Below are 19,744 nucleotides of genomic sequence, written 5' to 3'. Positions count from 1 at the left end.
TACTACAACCAGCATCGTTACTATGATGCAGAGAACGGGCAATATTTATCGCCGGGCCGATAGGGCTGTCTGGATAAAGCCACAGGGTTATGTGCATGATCCGCTAGGATTGGCAGATTCTGTTTGTCAGGCTCGGTATGAAAGATATAAGGACTATCGCTCGCAGGGACACTCAGCGGAAGAGGCTGCAAAATTATCTAAAATGCCAGAGCCTAAAACAGGTATTGGATATAGAGTTAATGACAAACCTGTAAGACTTCAGGTGGATTGGAGTAAACAAGATATATAACGGACTACATGGCAGAAGCCCTAAAGAATTAGGTTCACCTGACCTTCACCATGCAGGACAAACGCAAGGGGCTGGTATTCATGAAATCCTACCTGGTTCTCATAGAGGAAACACTGCATTACATCCAAATAAATTTAATCAAAATGTTACTCCTGCTATACGAGACGCTGATAGAAAATTTCATTGGTTGTATCGTAAAAGGGAGCAAGGTGCTGATCAAATATATCCAGATCTGACATATTATTATATGCGGCGGGAGTTTATATGAATACTGAAAAATTTGTAAAAACAGTTGATTACGTCAGAAACAAAAAGCCTAATTGGTTTTTGACGGAAGATGATTTTTTGGCTAAAAAAGAAGATGTTATAGTGGTTGAGAGAGAGGTTAATGGCTCTCTTCCTAATGAGTTTGTATTTTTCTCATTGAAATATAAAGCCGGATATTTTGCCTTCTTAAATATATATTCATTAAGTCCAAACAGCGAATGGTACATTTTAATTAAAAATAGAGAATATCAGTCTATTCCTGAATGCTTTTTATCTTTCAGTGACGATGAGACTGGGGGATATTATGGATTTTTAAAAGATAATGGTCGCTATTCAAACAATGTTTATTTTTATGATTCTTCATCGAATGAATCACCGATATCTATGGAAAAAAAATTTTTCGATTTTGTTATAGATAAAGCATTCCAACCAGATCATTTTAAATTGACATTCCCTTGAATTTTTAAAAGCAGGAAACGATCTCACGATCCTTCCAAATTTTTATTTTATATGTTTTTTAGTCACTATAAATTAATCTGCGCCTCAATAATAATCTAGCCCCGCTCCACCGTGACGGTAACGGGCATCCCGGTGATAAAGCCGGACTCTTCCAGCCAGCGGCCTCATGAATCCCTGAATAACCTGACGCCGGAAGAATACCTGCTGATGACTGAAAAACCGGAAATCTCAAAAATTGTGTGGAACTAAAACAGGTGTGCTTACAAAACCACTCAACTCACCAGACCCGACCAAATGGGTTAATAAAGAAGGGACAGTCTGGAATAAACTTGATGGTACATGGGTGTATCAGAATTCATCCGGTACAACAGTTCGTTATCCAAATGGATATCCCAACTTTTATCCTTATGAAATTCAGAAAATTGATGAACCTGACCTTAAAGTGAACCATGGGCGAGGACCTTCTGGATACTTCGGAAAAGCAGATGCGTCAACTCCAAATGGGGCTGCTGATTATGCTAAGAATACATGACACCATCATCAGAATGGCACCACGATGTAAGAAGTACCGAAAGATGTTCACTCAGAGTTCATCCACAAGGAAGGCGCATCTAATATTATAAATAATAAATGTGGTTAATTCAGGAGAGGATAAATGGCAATAAAATTATCAATTGGTATTGACCACTTGGATGTAAAGAGTGTTGAATATAAATATGGGATTATTTTACCTTCTGGCTATATTGATTTTTTAAAGAAATATAATGGTATTTATATCGGTACAGGATCTTATTGCACTATACCTTTCTCAAAAGTGGATGATGGAGAGATAGATTTTCAGGAAATGTATGGGATTAATGCCATAAATCCTTCATTCGATTTGCTTAGGGCTAATGAAATTAGAAATGAAGTAGTGGTTCTTGATAATCCATTTATCATTGGTGCTGATCCTGGTGGTAATCCATTTTTGATTAATTGTGAAAAAAGCGATAGTGCTGTTTATTATTGGGATAGAACACATATACATTTTGATAATAACTTTGACTATCAAGAAACGGGCGAAGAAGGGAATGTTTATAAATTGTCCGATAGTTTTTCTGAGTTTTATGGCTCCATCATAGTAAATGTTGGTGGTGATAAAAAAATAATAAAAGAACATCTTTAATAAAATCCGAAAGAGATCACGCGATCCTTCCAGATTTTTATTTTATGGTCTGGTCAGTTGCTACAAATTAATTTGTGTCTCAATAATAATCCAGTTCCACTCCACCGTCACGGTAACGGGTACCCTGGTGATAAAGCCACACTTTTTCAGTTGGTGGCCTTTCAGGTTGATGGCCGAGAGCCGGTTGAACCTGCCATTATTCAAACCGTATCCAAAAAATATAGTAATTATCTATTTTTATTAATGGAAAATGCATCGAGTAAGTCTGCGGATTATCGAGTGTTCGTGAACAATGCAATAAAAACCCTCGACGACTCCCTAAAACTGGTTGATGCCAACACACCATCGACAGCAGGCTTTACCAAAAACTAGAAGAAAAGTTATCCGCTTATCGAGCAGCACAGTGGGATTATAGAAAGTGGTTCAATGAAAGGAACCATACTTTCTCCGAAAAATGTTCAAAGAATAGACCCGTCAAGCATTAGTGATTTATAGAGGTTTATATGCAAAAGCATAGTTCGATTATTTATGAGTTTGGTGATAAATATTTTATTGTTCAACGTTCGAAGCAAGATAAACGTCAAGCAGAGAGTCCAAGTGAGAATGTCGCATTGGCCGCCGCATTGCCGATAAACACTGATATCACTACGTTGGGTAACGAAGCGCTGACGGCGATAGATAATTATGGTGTAGTCGATCCTGCCTATAAACCGTGGGAGCTTAAAGAGTTACGGAAACAGCTTTGTGGATGGGTAGGAGCAAGATCTTATACGGGGTTAATAAAAAACTGCCGGATCGTCCTCCTTTATAAAAATTTTGACGAGGAAAAAATAAAAATCATTCCTTTTGATAATCATAATATCAAAGCGTGGGAAAGTATGATGAATGATGACATTATCGCTCTTCCTATTGATGCAACGATCGATGATATAGGCACTGCAATAGATAAAGCCTTCTCGATATCGACATATCATCCAGAACGAAAAAATAAATAAAAGCAGGAAACGATCTCACGATCCTTCCCGATTTTTATTTTATATGCTGGTTAGCCGCTATAAATTAATCTACGTCTCAATAATAATCTTGCCTCGCTCCACCGTCACGATGACAGGCATCTCGGAGATAAAGCCGCACTCTTCCAGCCAGCGGCCTTTATGGTTGATGGAGGGGGACGGATTGGGTCTGCCAGCATCGTTACTATGATGCGGCGAGCGGGCAGTATTTATCGCCGAAGCTGGATATAGCCAAAGAGCCAACTTCTCCCTATATCGATCCTAACGATGTAACGGGTAAAAAACCTGCTGAAACAGATAAAGTAGCAAGAGATGCAGGTCTTCGGCCTAAAGGGTCAAATCCAATAGAGGGCAAAGGGGCTTATTTAGATCCTGTCACAATTCATCCTGATGCATCTTGTGGCCCTCATTGGCATGTTAATAATCCAGAAGGAGAGAATGGAAATTTAGTTCCTCCTGAAGCTAATTTACTCTTAGATATGGATCTATGATGAATATAAATATGCACGATTGGATATTGCTTTCTTTATTAATTGATTGGGGAAAAGGGGCACTTATTATCAAATTATTGAACAGTAACTCTGAACCAGTTGTCATAAAAGCTAATGGTGTTAAGTTGATTAATATACCTAAAGGTGATGAATGGGGAGAGAGTGTAAGTGTTAATGAGCTTATTGGGTTAGATAGAAATTCCGATGGGTTTGAAAGAATGAAAATTGAAATTCAATCAGGTGATGTTATAGAAGTCGTTGCAGAAGAAATACTACTTCCAAATTAATATCTAATTTTAATGGCCGGAAGCAATCACACGATCCTTTCAGCTTTTTTATTTTTAGCTGTTGGTTAACCGCTACAGATTAATCTGCGTCTCAATAATAACCCTGCCCTGCCCTGCCCGCGCCACCGTCACGGTAACGGTAACGGTAACGGTAACGGTAACGGTAACGGTAACGGTAACGGGCATCCTGTTAATAAAGCCACACTTTTCCAGCCGATGGCCTTTCAGGTTGATGGCCGAGAACCGGTTGGACTTGCCGTTGTGCGAAGCGTATCCCACGATGTAGTAACGTTCTATTTTGGTTGCTTTATTAACGGTGACGCCTGACTTATGACGTGCTGGAACGTCTAACAGGTATCAGCGACAGCCACTGGGGCGAACAGAATCTATGCGAGATGTCACAGATAGCACCGGACCTCGCTGAGACGCTGAAGGTGCAGGACGCGGTAGTGCAATCGTCGGCACGGTATGATGCAGCCAGCCGCGTAGTGGGGTAAGGTCATACGCAATATCAGTATGACAACTGCGGGCGACTGGCGGTAAAACGGGAAACGCGTCCAGGGTTCAGGCCGAAGGAAATACACTTTGGCTGGGACGTCGCGCGGGTGGTGTAGGTGGTGTAAAGGAATGAATGCATCTGAGGCCCATGCCGCAATTAAGAATACGTCACCTCAGAAAATCCTTGATTATTCATTACACAGACAAGGTTTGTTGGGACAACATTATCCGACCACTTTTAAAGAGAAATTCTCAGCGGGAAATTATAAATACGAAGTAAGGGTCCATGATATAATTCCTAATGCTCCGTTAGGAAGTAATTCCGCAAATAGCCCTACATATCGGATAGGTAGAAGCCAAAGTGGTATGAATCCTTCTACTAATCAATGCCATGGATGGAAATATGCATCATCTGATGGTACGTGGTACCATACTTTTGTTTTGAATAACAAATCAGAAATTTCCCAATCCAAATGAGGATTCTGTCGTGGCAAATAGCACGCATATTCCTTTACCTAATGGAGTAATTCCATGGAAGAACAAGATTTAGTATCTGCTATAAAAGAGCATGATTGGAAGCAAAGCTGGTTAGATTTCTCTGTTTTTTTATATGACCGAGAACGTCTAATTATTGTTGGGAGTGAAGATTTATCATACTACCATACGTTGGAAATAATTATTGAATTACCATCATTTGTTCAAGGAATATTGGACTGGCCATGTGATGTGAATCATAACTTTATTAAAATATCTAAAAACCATTTAGAAGATGAATTTATTATTGAGTTCTATTCGGATGATGAATTTACATTTAAGGCAATAGGGAAATATATATCCATTAACTTTGATACTGTTTTCTATTATAAAAGAGAAGATTTAAAACCAGGTGAGCGTCTAGCATATTTTATTAAATAATAAATAGCCGAAATCGATCACACGATCCTTCCGGCTATTTTATTTTTACGCCAGCAAACTACTCTGCCAGAATCGTGATTTTACCAGCAGCACGTCAATGATTAATGGCTAGCCGAATAACCCGCTCAGCGCCCGGCAGATGCTTCACCGTCCCACAAGCAAGCTGCAGAAGTGCTCGTCCCCGATTCAGCAACAAAACGAGTAATGGCAGCGACAACAGCAACATAATATTAATAATTTCACTAAGGTCAGTAGCAAACTGAAATACACTCGAGATAATGATATGAAAGCATTAACTACAACTGAAAAGAAGAGTATTTTTAATGATTGGAAAAATGCTCTAGGTGTTTATTATAAATATAAAACGCTATATTTAATTAAGCGAAATGGCCCCGTTTTATGTGGTGTTTATTTGAAACCTGTATACGGTGGTGAACATTATATCCCAGTCTTTCATACTCACTCAATATTGAGCATTTTCCCTGCGGTGACCATATGTACATCACATAGTTTATTGAATAAGAAAGGTGTTGGTGAATCTATTAGTTTTAAAAGACATAAAGGGAATTTACAAGAACTGATCGATAATTTTAGAGAACAATGCCCTATCGCATTCTGTGGTGAGTTATCCTTCAGTCAGTTTGATAAGCTTTACGAAGATGATGTTAATACTTCTGTGATATATCCAGCTCATACTATGAAAGAACATGTATTACTGGCATTCTGGTTCGGATATACAGAAAAGAGTCAGCAACTTATTTTACGTTATAAAGAGATTATTAAATCTTGGCCTAATGAAGCTAAGCGGCGTTTTAATGGGGATGATGCTTGGGAGCAAGATGTAAGATCACAAATGGATATTAATAAACTTCATAATACAGTCAATGACGAGCTAGTTAAATTTAAATTAACTAAGTTGAAAGATTATGGGTTATTTCCTGATTAATTAATTTTAAATAAAATCTGGAAATGATCGCTGAGATCCTTCCGTTTTTTATTTTAGCTATTGGTATTATTACGCCAGCATACTACTCTGCCCGAATCGTGATTTTACCATCAACACGTCAATGATTAACGGCTAGCCGAATAACCCGCCCTGCGTCAGCCTGTCACCCGTCAGAGTCAGTTTCGGCAGGTCATCGCACTGGAAAGCGTATCGGATACTCATCGGCCCCCTCCACATCCAGCCCGCCGGGAAAGTGGTTCAGCCAGTAGGTCGCGGCGCGTTCATCAAACGGCGCGACGCTCAGGGCTTGCAGGTGGCCCCAGAGTTCATGGATATCCAACGTGGTAATGACAATGCAGCCTGGCATAATGCGCAGCTTGAGCGATTGCCCAGTGGTAAATCCGGCTTCTTTTAGGTTCAGGCCGCAGAAAACGCACTTTGGCTGGGACGTGCAGGACCGGTTAGTGCGGGTTGAGCCTGCCGGACGGGTCGGCAACGCAGGAAGTGCAATGGGTATGCGAGCCGGACAGTTTTTGTCCGCTGACGTGGGTTAATCCGCTGAGGTTGGCGATATGGTGCGAACTCCATCACCACATCCTGACAAGCTTACAAAGATAAGGGGAGGCGATTATAAAAATACAGGAGATATATCGTAAAAATAATACAACTGATAGTGATAAACTAGGGAGTGGAAGGTTGGGATGCTCCTACCCTGAATAAAAAAATTACAGTGGGAATGAGTGATGGAAAAACTATTAAAATTGACAAATAATTCTTTTCATTTTGAAAAAATTAACTTTGATTCTTTTAGCTCATCAAGTAAATGGGTTGGTTATTTTGAAAAAAGCATACCATTCACGCCATCATTAATTGATGAATCAATAGAGATAGTGAGTAGTTTTTTTTCTCCGTATTGGGAAGATTTTTTTGCTCTGTCAGCTTTATCCTTTGATGATGAAAGGGAAATTGATGAGGTCATAATAAATAAATATGATGAGATATATAATTACGCTAAAGATAACAATTATTTAAAGCCACTTAACAATGATTTTGAAAGTTATTTATACGGTGATACTTCATTGCCAGTTTCTTCTCTAAGTCTACATTTTTATAATAATAGATTTATGGACATTTGTAAATTAATCATGGGGCACGGAGGTGTCTTAGGTCAGGTTTTTTTCATGATTAATTTAAAATTAAACCTGGCTATATACCCTCATAACGATCTCGGATTTGGTATAATATCTTTTGATGAAGATGATACTTTCTGTCAGTCTTTTTTAAGTTCTATTAGTGGAAATAGAAAATTTCATGTGATTACATGAATTCTTTAAATCTACAAAAAGTGATTATTTTAATGGCCGAAAATTTTATCAGCACGATGATCTTTTTGATCCAGACCGTGTCAACAAATTTTGATATAGTAATATCGAAAGATATGCGGCAGGATAATGCCCCAATGGGACATGACAGTAAAAAATAAACTTGCACTACCTTACATAAGATGAGCCAGAGCCTATGATCGAAGTATCAAGTACTTTCCATAGTAAAAATGATCGAGCCCTTCACATGTATTCAAATCAGTGGGATAAAAATTGGGTTTATTCTGACGGAGTAAGGCGAAACAATAATAGTTATCCTCCGTCAATGAATCATGTTCCTTTTAATAAAGGGAAAAACAATACAGGAAAAAAGATCGCTTTATTTTCAGGAGGAATACATGAATTTTATTGATGAGGCAGAAGAAAAAATGAAAGAGAGCGGTGAACGAACTCGGTTTACTGGCGGTGTTGGCGAGGAAAAAATAAAAGAGTTTGAAGTTTTGCTTAATGTTTGCGTTCCTGAAAGTTATAAGCTTTTTTTGAAAAAATATGGGGCATTATCGTTTTGTGGTGATACATATTATGGAATCACCCAAGATGGTAAAGATGCGAATGAAGTTCCTTGTGTTTATTTTTCAACAACAGATGCAAGGGAGCAAGGCGATATCAGTAGCTCGATGATAAAGATAAAATCATCGGGCTATGGCCCTTCTTATTCTATAGATACCGATATTACGGGAAACATAGGTGAACCTGTAGTAGTAGAAACATCTCTGGCTTTTAAAATGTATGGTGAAAAAACTATTATTGCAGATAATTTCGGCGATTTTTTCCTTAATCAAATAGAAGAAGCAATAGAACAAATTTGATTTTTAAATAATAGCCGGAAGCGATCACACGATCCTTCCGGTTTTTTATTTTTAGCTGTTGGTACTATTACGCCAGCACATTTCCCAACTCTGCTCGCCATCTCCGTCCTGCGCAACCCACCCGGGGTCTCCCTGCTTAACATCTTGTCTTGCGGATCTCGCCAACCTGCGCCCGGCAAACGCCTCCGTCCCACAGGCAAACTGCAGAACGACTCGCGCCCATGATAAACCGCGGTTCAGCAACAAAACGAGTAATGCCAGCGACTGACACTGCTGCTATGATGTGGCACAGGCAGACAGGGAAGTCACAGCATGGCGGTAGCGTGTCCGATAAATCATCTGGCACTTGGGTACTAAAGATCGTGACTTATCGTTCTTCCCTAATTCTTGGAATAGAAAGAAAGTTATATCAGAAATAAGATGGACTTATAATATCGGTGCCGTTTCTCTAGGGGATAAATGGTTAGATTTTTCTCCTAGTAGAGTGAAAATTGAAGGATAATTGGATAGGTTTTAGGATATTAATACAGCCTATAAAAAATATTAGGTGGGAGTTTATGAAATATTACTATGATACTGATGGGTATCCTGCTCTTGAAATTGAACATAATTTCCATGTTATTGCTGATTTTTTACAGTCTGATGTCCAAAGTAGCTTGTATGGTGTGAATGAATATATTTCTGTTTGTGATGATGTTATTTCAGGGAAAATACCTAAATGGGAAGGCACTGGAAATGCTCATACAGTCACCATTAATATCGCTGAAGTTAGCATATACAATGAGTATACAGAAGAGGAAATAAATATATCCTCAATTGAGGGATTTAAAATATATCTAGAAGGTTGGAAAAAACTGTTGTTACGTGTAAATAGTAAATGATTAACGGCTGAGGGAGTAAGGCGAATATATAATAATGCTCCTCTACCTATGAGTTAAGATCTTTTAAAAGATGGAAAAAATAATATTAAAAAAATATTATTTTATTTTTAAGGAGAAATCGATGATTGATGAATTATTTTTTAAAATTGAAAAAGTAATGGTTAATAGCGAAGAATCTTACTATGGTAGTGGTCCTGCTTCGGAAGAGGATATTATTAACTATGAATCGGAATTGAGGATTTCATTTCCCGAGTCGTATAAGGTTTTTCTTAGAAAATACGGCACATTAACATTTAATGGAGAATCTTTTTACGGAATATCAAAAAAAGGGCTTTCAGCTACTTCCGCACCCGATGTGAGATACGTGACGATAGAGGCCAGAAAGCTAGGTGATATTGATAATAACATGGTGCAAATAAAATCATCTGGCTATGGCCCAGTTTTTTCCATAGATACGTCGATATTGGGTGATACGGGAGAAGCGGTCGTTGTAGAAACCCCTCTTTCATTCAAGAGAGATAATACTAAAGTAGTGGTTGCACAAAATTTTGTAGATTTTTTATTGAGTGAAATAAAAGAATCGCTGATTTGATTTTTTTGTGGATATATAAAAATCCAGAAGCGATCACTTAGTGGTGCACGGCATTTTCTTACTACTATTCCTAAATCATGAGGTGGATTGTGAGACATATAGTTAACTACCCTGATGATATTGATTTTTTATCATTTTTTGAATCGGAACAATCATACATATCTTCTGACTTGCAATGTGTCGCTTATACGGTCTCTAACCATGGAACAACTGTTGAGTTTTCATATAATGTTACGGAAGGTTGGGTTCAAGTAAAGTTATTCTCTGGTGAGCACGTAATAAATCAATATCTGACAGAGGGTGTTACTGATATTTTATTAAGAAAGGATAAGAGCGGTGAATATATTTTTATTGAGGTTGTTTCCTCGGATCTAAATACAAAGATAGAAATTATGTGGAAGCCATTAATCTCTATAAAAGTAACGTCTCTTCTAAATAGTTAGTTTTATCGGCGAGCGCCACGATAAACGCCGGTTCAGCAACAAAACGAGTAATGGCAGCGACTGACGCTGCTGCTATGATGTGACACAGGCAGACAGGGACGTCACAGCATGCGGTAGCGTGCCCGAGGCAAAAGCGCGCGTCGGGGGGCCTGGGTTACAGGCCTGTTAAACTGGGCGAAAACATTAACTAAAAAGCCGGTTATTTCAATAGGTGAGTACACTAAGAAGTACGACTGCACCAACGTTGTTCTTATGATCCGGTAGGATTACTTGGTGGGTTGAGGCCGCAGAGATACGTACATAACCCGCAGGGGGTTGGCAAAGCCAGAAGATGCGAAAAAAAATAAGAAAGGTAAAAGATACAGCAGAGAAAGGAGGCAAGGCTGATTTAACCAAATATGGAAAAGCGCATATACTAAGCATACATCATAACGAAGAAAATAAACCAGATAAAACAGAATTTCCTTCTCATTGGAGCAATGATGATATATTGCATCACGTATCAAACATTGCTACTGATCCCTCATCAACTTCTGATGTAAGTAAATGGGACTCACCGTATGTAACAGAAATGAGGTCTGGGATAAAAATTAGAGTGGATTTCTACCCTTCAACGCATCTGACACTTTCAGGGAAAATATCAACGACGTATCCAACCAATGTTCCACCTCCCCCTAAAAACCATAATGTGATATGAAAATTAATGATGAGATGACATTTTACATCGAAGTAAAGAACTCAATTTCAAAACTGATTGATACTTATGGAAAAGATCTTGACGCGGAAACCATTAATTCTGTTAATCATTTCTTAGCGCATGGTGAATATGAAATGGCGTATGAAGGAATGTTTATAGATCTCATGCTTATAGGTTTCAATCCTGATAATATCGATATCCCACAGTATATAAGAATTGGAATTCTTCTTGGTTTAAATAAAAAAAGCACGTTTGATTTTTATTTTTGGAATAAGTTAAATTCTTATTTAAATTTGTCTTGAGAGCCATTAATATTATCGAGAGATCGCAGGTAATGCAAAAAAACCTGACAACGCCTTAAAAATGATCGCTAACAAAGCATCATCACTTTTATTTACGCAACCGCTATGAGGGGGAGACACTGCATGGTAGCCCTAATAATTAGCAGAAAGCCCAACATGGTTATGAGATTATCGAAGTAGGAAGAAAGAAGTATAATGTCAGCGTTGTTCATCAGGAAGCAGTGATCCAGGAGCCAGGAAAAAACATTGGATTGGGAACTTAAAAATGCTGATAAACATAGCAGTATGTTATATCAAAGGAAACATCATAGACCATGATATTGAAGCATATTTATCTTTTTCCTGAATTAGACGACTATGGAAAGGAAATAACATATTCTTTTAAGGAACAGAGTAGGTCTATATGTAATTTTCTTGAAAGGAAAATAAAGGATTTAAAATACAGTTCCGAAGGATTTAGAGCAGTTTGCTTTGTGGGTAAAAAACATCCATCTAAAGATGTTTTTGTAAATTCATCAAATGTTCTTAATATTGATGTTTATATCGATGAGAATAGATATAAAATCACAAGCATTGATTATTTAAATAGTTATTTTATTGAAATTATCAAATCAGGGTTGAGTAAATGTGGAGACATATTGCCAATTACTGAAATAACTTCTGCTCTTCATGAATTTGAGAACAGCGGATATGTAAATGAATGGGTGCATAAAAAGAGGTTTTTTAAAAAGCAGAATATAACGTGTTCTCTTGTTTGTAATCATTCGATTGAGGATTTTCAGCTTTCATTAAAAATCATGCGTGCAGATGATATCATTTTTAATGAGGTTATATTAATTACTCCACCTGATGAATTATCATATCATTATAAATTTAAAGATATTCTTATAAATAATAGTGAGGTGATAGTAACAACAAAATTACATAGTGAACCAGATAACATATTTTTTAGATTGAAGATAAATTAGTAAATATTTATAAAAACCATAACAATGGATGGGCTGGAACATTAGATAATTATAATCCATAAATATTAACTAGTGGCGAAAATGATGGACAGGAAGAGTGTAATTTCAGAGATTAACTTAATTTTTAAACGTAATGGTTTTATTAAAAAAGGAAATTCCTGGCGAAAGAGTGAAAAGGATGTTGCAATAATAATTGCATTGCAAAAATCGAGATATAGTAATAACTTTACCTTTGAAGTTGGGATTTGCGTTGATCAATCAAGAGATATTGATAAATTAACGTATTATGCATGTGGAATTTCGTTTAGATTAAATAAAATACCTGGTTTTGATAAAATTAATATAGATGGTGCTCTTGATTTAGATTCTGACAATGCATTTCTTTTCTCGGAAATGATTGTTTTCTTAGAAAGAAATGGTATTAATATTATAAACCTTTTTTTTGATTTATCATATCTTAAGTTATTATATAACGATGATTTCTTTAAGAGTAAAATGATTGATGATATATCTAGGTTAATTTTATCTGAGTGATATTAAGATAATGGCCGGTAACGTATCTGAGGGAAAAATCCTCAAACGAATGAAATGACCATACAGCTTGTTAATCCCGAATATCACCGTTACCCGCATGTAGGTGGTACGCACAAATTTGAGACTGATACTGGGTTACATATGGATATCAAGAGGCTATAAATGAATCTGCAAAAAGAATCTATCGGTTCGATATATGTGAAGTTAAAAAACAGGGGGTAATATGTCTAATATTAATTTTTTTTCTGATCCAAATATAAAACTTAAATACTGTTTGAATGGACTATCAGAACAAACCATTAACTCTTTAGTCCCTTATTCTTTTCCCGGTAAAGATTTTTTTGTTGATTTTTACATGACTAATAACGGCGGCTACCTTGAAGGTGGGGCATTTTATTACAGAGATGTTTTTTATCACATTCATGATGGTGATCATAACTTAATGGAAGTTGAGGGATTTAATTTCATCCCCCAGCATCTTGATGATGACAGCCCTTATATTTTATCTTTGATTGATGTCTGGAAACGTAGAAGGAAATACTCTAATGAAATAAATGACTTTTGTTTGTCTCACTTTCCTTTTGCAGCCGATGCCGGTGATAATGATTACTGGATTGATATTAAAAACGGTTTCGTTAAGTATATTAGATGGGAAAGCGATGACAATCCTAATAATGTGGTAATTATATCCCCATCATTTTATGATTTTTGTATTAATTTGAGGTCAGAGCGAAAGTGAAATAAAGGCTAGTCAATTAAATGCATGGTTAAATTATCAACCCAAACATCAAAATTGCTTCTTGACATAAAATAGAGAGTTTTCATCAGTTCCTCTGGACTTATATCAATAATGCAATTGGATGTTTTACCCAATTCAGAAAAAATAGAAATGAATATACTAACACTTCGCAATCCATTTAATTCCTTTAGTTTCAATATATTGTTTGCAAAATCTACAATTCGTTCAGGAGGATTATCGAAATCACTCCAATCCTCAATATCACCAACAAACTCTTTATCTTCAAATTCAATAAAAAACTCATCATCACTAGATCTAAAATATTCTTTCTTTACCTCTTTAATATTATGATCAATTAACACCTTGAACCCCATATTTTCAATCAACGTTAATCCTTTGAGTTGATTCCTATCTACATCACTAAATTTGAAAGAAACAAGTTGAGAACAATCAAAGTTAAAGTTTATTTTTGCATCGTTATTCATAGTTGATATTTCCGATTATAAATATGAACATATCACTGTTTAGTACTTTTATTGCCTGGAGAAGTTTACTCCGCCATTTTTAGTTTTAGTGCCTTGCTATTGAAATCATTGCCTTTTCTGGCTGCGCTTTCGGCCTATTAAACAACGTTATAACCCACAACTTCCGACGCGCATGTTTGCACCCAGACACGCTACCGCCATGCTGTGACGTCCCTGTCTGCCTGCACCATATCATAGCAGCGACTGACGCCGCTGCCAGTACTCGTTTGTTGCTGAACCGGGGTTTATCGTGGCGCTTTGCCGTTCCGCAGCTTACCTGTGGGACAGCAAAGCGGTTTGTCAGCAGAGAATAAGCGATGAATTCAGTCATTTTTCATCCCACTAATGGAAATTCAGATAGGTGATTTTATGGATGTTTCATTTGCAATTTTTTTGCCAAATAATATAGATATTAATATTCTTAACTGGAAGGAGGTTTATATTGAATGGGGTGAGGAAAAATACTCTCAGGATCCTCAGTTATATAAATGGAATGATTTAATTTCATTTGAATTAGATAAGAACATTCAATCTTATGAAAGATTACTAGGTAAGCATATCTGTTTGAATAGCTATTCTGCATACGTTTTGAAGGGGAGCGCCATTTCTGATTTTGAATGGTGCATCAACAAACACATGGATACAACTAACAATCCAATTCATTTATTATTTAATGATTTTTTAAACCAAATAAATTATTGGGTGGCGTTAACTTTAATTGATTGTGATAAATTTGATGAATTTTATAACATTGATAATAATACAGATGCACTCTCGATTATAAAAGAAAGTTTAGATTGGAGTAATCCCAAAGGAATCGCATTGATAAAAAGTGATAAAAGCTAACGGGACCACGCTAAAAATAGCCGGAAGCGATGACAACGATCCTTCTACCTTTTTACTCTATGCTCTGGTTAGTCACTACAGAGTAATCTCGGTCTCAATAATCAGCCTGCCGCGTTCCACCGTGACGATCGCTGGCATTCCAGTCATAAAGCTCGATGCTTCCAGCCAGCGCCCTTGTACATATAACTACCGAGCATATAAAAAACGGTTTTATTCTTTTTTCTTCACGGCCAGACCTGTTAGCCTGAAAACTCCTCCCGTCCTGATTACACGCCGCGCTATGAATATCGATCTTCGCCAACTGCGTCACTTTATTGCCCTGATTGAGCATCGCAATTTTACGTCGGCGGCACAGGCGATGAAACTGTCCCAATCTGCCTTTAGCCGCAGCATCCAATCGCTGGAACAAACCATCGGCACCCGTCTGATCGATCGCATGAACCAGTTGGAACCCACACCGAAAGGGTTGGTGGTGCTGGAACATGCGCGCCGCCTGATTAATCAGACGCACGATCTATTTAACGATATTCAGCAATTTAATGAGAAAGAAGCGGGCGAAGTAAATTTTGGCTGCGGCCCAGCACCCGCCGCCTGGCTGATGCCACAGGTGATTGGGGCGTTCTCCCGGCTGTACCCTAAAGTGCGGATGGTCTTTCGCGTTGATAACTGGCAGGCGCTGGGCCATCGACTCATGGCCGAAGAACTGGATTTCATTGTGGCAGATATGCGTAATTTTGAATTCGATACCCGCTATCGGGTACAGCCGCTGAGCCAGCATCGTTGGGGATTTTGCTGCCGCAGCGGGCACCCGTTGGCGGCGCAGGAAGCGATTACCGTCGAGCAATTCTTTTCCTACCCGCTGGCGGCAACGATTCGTCCACCCAACCTGCACCGTGCGCTGGTGCAACTGAGCGGTAAGCTGGATATCCGCACCAATATTGAGTGTGAAAATGGCTACAGTCTGCTGGACGTGGTACGCCATTCAGATGCTATCGGGACGACCAATCATTTCAATGAGCCCGATCGGCACGGCATTCATATGTTGAAGATTGCAGGCTTAGACGACAATACCGATGAATTTTATACCCACTACGGCATCATTTATTTGGCGGACGCCCGTCTGTCTCTGCTGGCGCGTAAACTGATCGACGCTTTCGTGCAGGTCGATAGCGACCTGCATGGTACGCCAGCGGCGCTTACAGCGGTGTGATGCTGAACTCGCTGATTTCTTGACGTGAAAATACCGTCCTAAAGCCGAAATAGCCCGGAGCGGGCGTGTTCGGGTAGCTGGCGCGGAAATAGAGCACATCATCGACCCAGAGACGCGTTTCTCGCCGATCCACGTCAATCACGATGCGATAGCGATGATTAGGACGCAGTAAATGCGCGGCATCCGTGTATTCGCCAAGTAGCAGGCGCTCGCCGTGACCGTCGTAGTAACGAAAACGCGTAGTACTGTTCCAATTGCCGCCTATGCCGACATAGTACAGGTTCAAGCTGTCGTATTCGTTGAGTTTGCCGTGCCGGGTAAACAGCTTCGGATTATGCAGGTCGCGCGCGGCCCAAAATTGGTTAAGGTCAGACACGCGGTCGTAAGGACGATCCGCGACCAGAACCTCCCGCGTGAAGGCGATGCGATAGGTGCCTGAGAGCGGCGCATCCAGCCAGATCGTCAACCCGGCAGCGCTCTCCAACGTTAGACGTTCGGACGTACTCTGGATCGCCGTGCGATCGGGATCTTCCTGCTCTACCTGCCAGCGTAGCGGCTGCCCCTCTGAATCGGTGGACCAGATAAGCGCTGAACGGTGGAGCGAAGCAATAATGTCATGTGTGTCGCTTGTCTGCGGCGACAGGAAGAGCGTGTTTTCAGTACAGCTAGGGTCAATCATGATGATGTCCTGTAACGTGCCGCCGAGTGGCAGCATTAAGAAGAAGCGGGAATGTCATCCAGCAAGGCCAGCAGGGCGATGGCGGTTAATCCCCATTGGGCGACGGCGTTGGTCGCCAGATTGGTTGTCGCGGTACTGCCGGACTGTTTATCAATGGTGGAATTGATCACCGGTTCGTTGATGGAGTAGAGCACGTCAGGGGGCGTAAGGCGTCGCTGCGTGAGCGTCGGGTTGGCAATGCCGCCGCTGCCAGCGGTAAATTCTGCCCACGCGCGCTGCGCCAACGCGCGGTCATTCAGTTGCCGTGCGGCAAAAGCGGTCAGCCGGGCATGCCCTTGAGCCAGATTGAGCTTTTTCACCGTCTTGCCAACCCGTGCGCTTAACGCGACCGGATCGTTATACAGCCGACAGTAGTCGAGCCACGCGCGCGTAAAGGCCGGATCGGGCAGCACCTCAACCAACTCGCTACAGATTTCTGTCAGACCAAAGACTGCACTCAAATGAGAAATTTCTACCTGATCCGCAGGTGCGGGAAGGAATCTGCCGGTATCGGGGTCGATGGCGGCGCTACCGGTGAAAAAACCGTGTGGCTGGGCCGCCAGCGTTTGCATGCTGTTGAGCAAGCGTTCGCGCATTGCCGGATTGCCGTGGCGTTCCCAGGCGGTGAGCCAGGCGGCTGCGACCGCCCCCCAGTCGGTGCCGAAACCCAGACTGATATGATTGGGGCTGTCGGGATGCGTCTGGCCGATTTTGCGGCCAGGCAGCACCGCGCTTAGCGTGCGCAGCGCCTCAACCTGTTCATCCATCAGTTCACCGATGCGTTCATCGGCAGTGAGGTAGTAGAGAAAACGGCGGTTGGCGACGGTAGAAATCCGCAACTGTTTGGCGCTGTCGCCCCAGTGGCGGACATTGTGCCGGGAGCCTAGCGGACTAAAGCGCCCCAGATGATGCACGTCAACTTCACCAGTGTGGCGCGTCATGGCTTCCGCCATACGAAACACGTCGGCGCGTCCGCTGTGCAGGAAGTAATACCAGAGCCACAGATCGGTGCTCAGTTCTGAGTTATCCCACGCATAGCCGCCCACATCGTAGCGCCAGACGTGACGGTCGCTGTCATAGGTGTGCATGACATCGCCGAAATCCCAGAAGCCGTACCATTTTCGCTGTTCAACTTCCTGCTGGTAGGCGTCGAAATACGCCCCCAACTGCTTCTCTAGACTGGTACGGGCAGGTGTTGCGGCAGAGGCAGGAGACCACATCGATCCAAACGCCTGTGCGCGGTACAAATCCTGTGAGTTCGCCACCAGCAGCGGTGGTTGCTGCATACGCCGTGCCCGATTCACCAGATTTTCCGCGTCGGGCGTCGCGGGCAGCACATCGATAAACAGTTCGCTGGTGCGCGCTACGCCAACTGCGGAGCCGAAGCCCGGTTCGTAATCCTCATAGGTGATTGCCAGCCCTTCACGCTGTTTGTCATGGGTATCCTGACCCAAGCCATCATGATAAAAACGCATATCCATCGGTTCCGCCAACGGTGACCATAGCCAGAGCGTGACGGTTGCCACGTCGGTGTGAGCCTTGTCGATTTCCAGACAGGCGGGGTAACTCTGCCAGAAATTGCGCAGGCCGAACGCCACGCCGCCTGTTGGCGTGCCGAGATAGCCGACACCTGCCGCCCGTTCACCCGTGGCGGACAGCAGCCAACCCTGTCCGGCCGCTGTGCGTTTGTGGATCTGGAAACCGTCGGGATGGTGCTGGGTCAGGCGGTAACTGCCAAACGCGGGGATGTAATCCAGCCGTTTGCCGACCTCCGGTGAAAAATCTGCGATCGGTGGCGTGCCCTGCCCGGCTAGCTGCGCTGCGATAACGGCTGCACCGGGATCGCGACGTAATCCACTCAGGCCGCGTACCGCTTCACGAAAGAGCCCCCCCTGATCCGAGGCAAAGCGTACATGGCGATCGTGTAGCTCTCCCTGTAGCGGAACGTCGAACGCCAGCCCAAGTCCTTTCAGGCTAAGCTGATCGTCATCGTTGTCATAGAGGAGGGTGTGTACCACGCGCAGCGAATCGGTATTCGCATAGCTATACAGCCGGATAATAAAGGGGATGTGCGTAACCCCCTGTGGTTCGGCGTGATGCGTGCCACGTAGCGCAATCACCGTTCGCTGCGGCCCGCTTTGTTCTACGGTGACCGTGTCGATCACCCCCTGATACGCGTCCTGCGTCAGCGTACTGTCCGTTTCGGCGCCGCGCTGCATGCGCAGCACCAGCCTGCCGTTGGTTAACGCTAGCCGACCATCTCGCCAAATTTCTTCGATCAGGCGAGCGCCTGAGCGTGGAATCACGCAACGAATAGAACCAGTATCGATTGTCCAGCCGCGCTCATGCTCGCTAACCATCTCTGAGCCCGTCGGCACATCCTTAGCAAGGGTCGGCCGCAGCGTCAGGTCGTTTTCTGGCGCGGTATCGCCGCCCAGGGCATGTGCCGACCATTTAATCGAACCGTCTGGCCAACGGGCGAGCGGCCAGCTTTGTAGGTCGTAAACCTGCTGCTGAGTGCCGTGTAACTGGAAATCGCTATCGCTGCGCACCGCCCCCTGCGGCCAGGGAACGCCCCAGGTGACGCCCGTAAACGAGCGGGGGATCTGCCCGTCCAACCAGCGCAGGCTGGCCTGCGGTGCGGCCTCGTCAGTGCGGTTGGAAGCCTCCGCCAGAGGCGCAGCGGCAGAGGTCCAGAACGGTGCCGACAGCGCCAGCAGTGTACTGTCACGCAGGAAGCGTCGGCGTGAATACGTCATCTGCTTCATG

At 41.8% G+C, this 19,744-nt stretch carries 27 protein-coding genes and 3 pseudogenes; 23 read left to right on the top strand and 7 right to left on the bottom strand.

Translation table 11 applies throughout. From position 1 onward, the window contains the following. The first annotated feature begins 22 nt into the window (after window positions 1–22). The 7 genes and pseudogenes from A7983_RS24155 (at window position 23) to A7983_RS09000 (ending at window position 3,175) form a co-directional block, all read left to right on the top strand. On the top strand, window positions 23–289 hold the full coding sequence (locus tag A7983_RS24155) for a hypothetical protein (protein ID WP_162181130.1): 267 nt from the start codon (window positions 23–25) through the stop codon (window positions 287–289). A gap of 264 nt (window positions 290–553) precedes the next feature. Beyond that, entirely contained in the window at window positions 554–1,015 is a 462-nt protein-coding gene (locus tag A7983_RS09010) for an SMI1/KNR4 family protein (protein WP_005968437.1), read from the top strand. A gap of 150 nt (window positions 1,016–1,165) precedes the next feature. Beyond that, window positions 1,166–1,264, top strand: a pseudogene (locus A7983_RS24735) (integrase); the annotation flags it as partial. 7 nt (window positions 1,265–1,271) lie between these two features. Continuing rightward, window positions 1,272–1,547 carry a hypothetical protein gene (locus tag A7983_RS23880; protein ID WP_152413526.1) on the top strand — a complete coding sequence of 92 codons (276 nt, stop codon included), beginning with the start codon at window positions 1,272–1,274 and terminating at the stop codon, window positions 1,545–1,547. Between the two features lie 123 nt (window positions 1,548–1,670). Beyond that, window positions 1,671–2,180: an SMI1/KNR4 family protein gene (locus tag A7983_RS09005; RefSeq protein ID WP_005968435.1), complete on the top strand. Its 510-nt coding sequence runs from the start codon at window positions 1,671–1,673 to the stop codon at window positions 2,178–2,180. 57 nt (window positions 2,181–2,237) lie between these two features. Then, complete coding sequence (locus tag A7983_RS24935) at window positions 2,238–2,552, top strand: hypothetical protein (RefSeq protein WP_161601944.1); 315 nt, start codon at window positions 2,238–2,240, stop codon at window positions 2,550–2,552. A 131-nt stretch (window positions 2,553–2,683) separates the two neighbouring features. Next, window positions 2,684–3,175 (top strand): contact-dependent growth inhibition system immunity protein, encoded by a 492-nt coding sequence (locus A7983_RS09000; protein ID WP_039478841.1) that lies wholly within the window; start codon window positions 2,684–2,686, stop codon window positions 3,173–3,175. A 69-nt stretch (window positions 3,176–3,244) separates the two neighbouring features. Here the strand turns inward: A7983_RS09000 and A7983_RS23260 are convergent, their stop codons facing one another. Beyond that, the gene (locus A7983_RS23260) at window positions 3,245–3,436 is read right to left on the bottom strand and encodes a SymE family type I addiction module toxin (protein ID WP_071531098.1); all 192 of its coding nucleotides are present in this window, start codon (window positions 3,434–3,436) and stop codon (window positions 3,245–3,247) included. Window positions 3,437–3,680: 244 nt separating this feature from the next. Between A7983_RS23260 and A7983_RS08995 the strand changes: the two genes are divergently transcribed. Next, complete coding sequence (locus tag A7983_RS08995; RefSeq protein ID WP_235778052.1) at window positions 3,681–3,971, top strand: hypothetical protein; 291 nt, start codon at window positions 3,681–3,683, stop codon at window positions 3,969–3,971. Between the two features lie 72 nt (window positions 3,972–4,043). Here A7983_RS08995 and A7983_RS23255 read toward each other — a convergent pair whose 3' ends face one another. Then, window positions 4,044–4,250: a type I toxin-antitoxin system SymE family toxin gene (locus tag A7983_RS23255; RefSeq protein WP_235778053.1), complete on the bottom strand. Its 207-nt coding sequence runs from the start codon at window positions 4,248–4,250 to the stop codon at window positions 4,044–4,046. A gap of 41 nt (window positions 4,251–4,291) precedes the next feature. On the opposite strand from A7983_RS23255, the pseudogene A7983_RS24815 reads away from it, so the two are divergent. The 3 genes and pseudogenes from A7983_RS24815 to A7983_RS08985 form a co-directional block, all read left to right on the top strand. Beyond that, window positions 4,292–4,570: pseudogene (locus tag A7983_RS24815) on the top strand (type IV secretion protein Rhs); the annotation flags it as partial. A gap of 430 nt (window positions 4,571–5,000) precedes the next feature. Then, window positions 5,001–5,384 carry a hypothetical protein gene (locus tag A7983_RS08990; RefSeq protein WP_005968430.1) on the top strand — a complete coding sequence of 128 codons (384 nt, stop codon included), beginning with the start codon at window positions 5,001–5,003 and terminating at the stop codon, window positions 5,382–5,384. Window positions 5,385–5,667: 283 nt separating this feature from the next. Then, on the top strand, window positions 5,668–6,330 hold the full coding sequence (locus A7983_RS08985) for a hypothetical protein (RefSeq protein ID WP_005968428.1): 663 nt from the start codon (window positions 5,668–5,670) through the stop codon (window positions 6,328–6,330). Window positions 6,331–6,520: 190 nt separating this feature from the next. Here the strand turns inward: A7983_RS08985 and A7983_RS23250 are convergent, their stop codons facing one another. Continuing rightward, the gene (locus A7983_RS23250) at window positions 6,521–6,826 is read right to left on the bottom strand and encodes a SymE family type I addiction module toxin (protein WP_237028213.1); all 306 of its coding nucleotides are present in this window, start codon (window positions 6,824–6,826) and stop codon (window positions 6,521–6,523) included. A gap of 247 nt (window positions 6,827–7,073) precedes the next feature. On the opposite strand from A7983_RS23250, the gene A7983_RS08980 reads away from it, so the two are divergent. From A7983_RS08980 to A7983_RS08940, 10 genes are all read left to right on the top strand, one after another. After that, the gene (locus A7983_RS08980; protein ID WP_005968423.1) at window positions 7,074–7,655 is read left to right on the top strand and encodes a hypothetical protein; all 582 of its coding nucleotides are present in this window, start codon (window positions 7,074–7,076) and stop codon (window positions 7,653–7,655) included. Window positions 7,656–8,050: 395 nt separating this feature from the next. Further along, window positions 8,051–8,521 carry an SMI1/KNR4 family protein gene (locus tag A7983_RS08975; protein ID WP_005968421.1) on the top strand — a complete coding sequence of 157 codons (471 nt, stop codon included), beginning with the start codon at window positions 8,051–8,053 and terminating at the stop codon, window positions 8,519–8,521. A 557-nt stretch (window positions 8,522–9,078) separates the two neighbouring features. After that, window positions 9,079–9,402, top strand: coding sequence for a hypothetical protein (locus tag A7983_RS08970; protein WP_005968420.1), 324 nt, complete (start codon window positions 9,079–9,081; stop codon window positions 9,400–9,402). Between the two features lie 121 nt (window positions 9,403–9,523). Next, window positions 9,524–9,994, top strand: a complete 471-nt coding sequence (locus A7983_RS08965) for an SMI1/KNR4 family protein (RefSeq protein ID WP_005968419.1) — start codon at window positions 9,524–9,526, stop codon at window positions 9,992–9,994. 89 nt (window positions 9,995–10,083) lie between these two features. Then, entirely contained in the window at window positions 10,084–10,437 is a 354-nt protein-coding gene (locus tag A7983_RS08960) for a hypothetical protein (protein ID WP_005968418.1), read from the top strand. 331 nt (window positions 10,438–10,768) lie between these two features. Next, window positions 10,769–11,134 (top strand): EndoU domain-containing protein, encoded by a 366-nt coding sequence (locus A7983_RS23245; RefSeq protein WP_071531095.1) that lies wholly within the window; start codon window positions 10,769–10,771, stop codon window positions 11,132–11,134. Then, window positions 11,131–11,436 (top strand): hypothetical protein, encoded by a 306-nt coding sequence (locus tag A7983_RS08955; protein ID WP_005968416.1) that lies wholly within the window; start codon window positions 11,131–11,133, stop codon window positions 11,434–11,436. Before A7983_RS23245 ends, A7983_RS08955 begins: the two co-directional genes overlap by 4 nt. 314 nt (window positions 11,437–11,750) lie before the next feature. Continuing rightward, on the top strand, window positions 11,751–12,404 hold the full coding sequence (locus tag A7983_RS08950; RefSeq protein ID WP_005968415.1) for a hypothetical protein: 654 nt from the start codon (window positions 11,751–11,753) through the stop codon (window positions 12,402–12,404). A gap of 81 nt (window positions 12,405–12,485) precedes the next feature. After that, window positions 12,486–12,938 carry a DUF4304 domain-containing protein gene (locus tag A7983_RS08945; RefSeq protein ID WP_005968414.1) on the top strand — a complete coding sequence of 151 codons (453 nt, stop codon included), beginning with the start codon at window positions 12,486–12,488 and terminating at the stop codon, window positions 12,936–12,938. 223 nt (window positions 12,939–13,161) lie between these two features. Continuing rightward, window positions 13,162–13,677, top strand: a complete 516-nt coding sequence (locus A7983_RS08940; protein WP_005968413.1) for an SMI1/KNR4 family protein — start codon at window positions 13,162–13,164, stop codon at window positions 13,675–13,677. An 8-nt stretch (window positions 13,678–13,685) separates the two neighbouring features. On the opposite strand, the gene A7983_RS08935 is transcribed toward A7983_RS08940, so the two are convergent. Continuing rightward, entirely contained in the window at window positions 13,686–14,162 is a 477-nt protein-coding gene (locus A7983_RS08935; RefSeq protein WP_005968412.1) for a hypothetical protein, read from the bottom strand. Window positions 14,163–14,570: 408 nt separating this feature from the next. Here A7983_RS08935 and A7983_RS08930 point away from each other — a divergent pair, with 408 nt between their 5' ends. After that, a complete protein-coding gene (locus tag A7983_RS08930) occupies window positions 14,571–15,047 on the top strand; it encodes a hypothetical protein (RefSeq protein WP_005968411.1) in 477 nt (158 codons plus the stop codon). Between the two features lie 75 nt (window positions 15,048–15,122). Here A7983_RS08930 and A7983_RS23235 read toward each other — a convergent pair. Beyond that, window positions 15,123–15,215: pseudogene (locus A7983_RS23235) on the bottom strand (SymE family type I addiction module toxin); the annotation flags it as partial. A 112-nt stretch (window positions 15,216–15,327) separates the two neighbouring features. On the opposite strand from A7983_RS23235, the gene A7983_RS08925 reads away from it, so the two are divergent. After that, entirely contained in the window at window positions 15,328–16,257 is a 930-nt protein-coding gene (locus tag A7983_RS08925; protein ID WP_039478849.1) for a LysR family transcriptional regulator, read from the top strand. Here A7983_RS08925 and A7983_RS08920 read toward each other — a convergent pair. Together A7983_RS08920 and A7983_RS08915 are read right to left on the bottom strand one after the other, a co-directional pair. Continuing rightward, the gene (locus tag A7983_RS08920) at window positions 16,244–16,972 is read right to left on the bottom strand and encodes a DUF6250 domain-containing protein (RefSeq protein WP_005968408.1); all 729 of its coding nucleotides are present in this window, start codon (window positions 16,970–16,972) and stop codon (window positions 16,244–16,246) included. The genes A7983_RS08925 and A7983_RS08920 overlap by 14 nt on opposite strands. Further along, on the bottom strand, window positions 16,972–19,743 hold the full coding sequence (locus A7983_RS08915) for an exo-rhamnogalacturonan lyase family protein (RefSeq protein WP_005968407.1): 2,772 nt from the start codon (window positions 19,741–19,743) through the stop codon (window positions 16,972–16,974). Before A7983_RS08915 ends, A7983_RS08920 begins: the two co-directional genes overlap by 1 nt. Between the last annotated feature and the right edge of the window lies 1 nt (window position 19,744).

The sequence above is a fragment of the Pectobacterium wasabiae CFBP 3304 genome (assembly GCF_001742185.1).
Taxonomy (GTDB): domain Bacteria; phylum Pseudomonadota; class Gammaproteobacteria; order Enterobacterales; family Enterobacteriaceae; genus Pectobacterium; species Pectobacterium wasabiae.
This window is presented reverse-complemented; position numbering and strand designations above follow the sequence as displayed.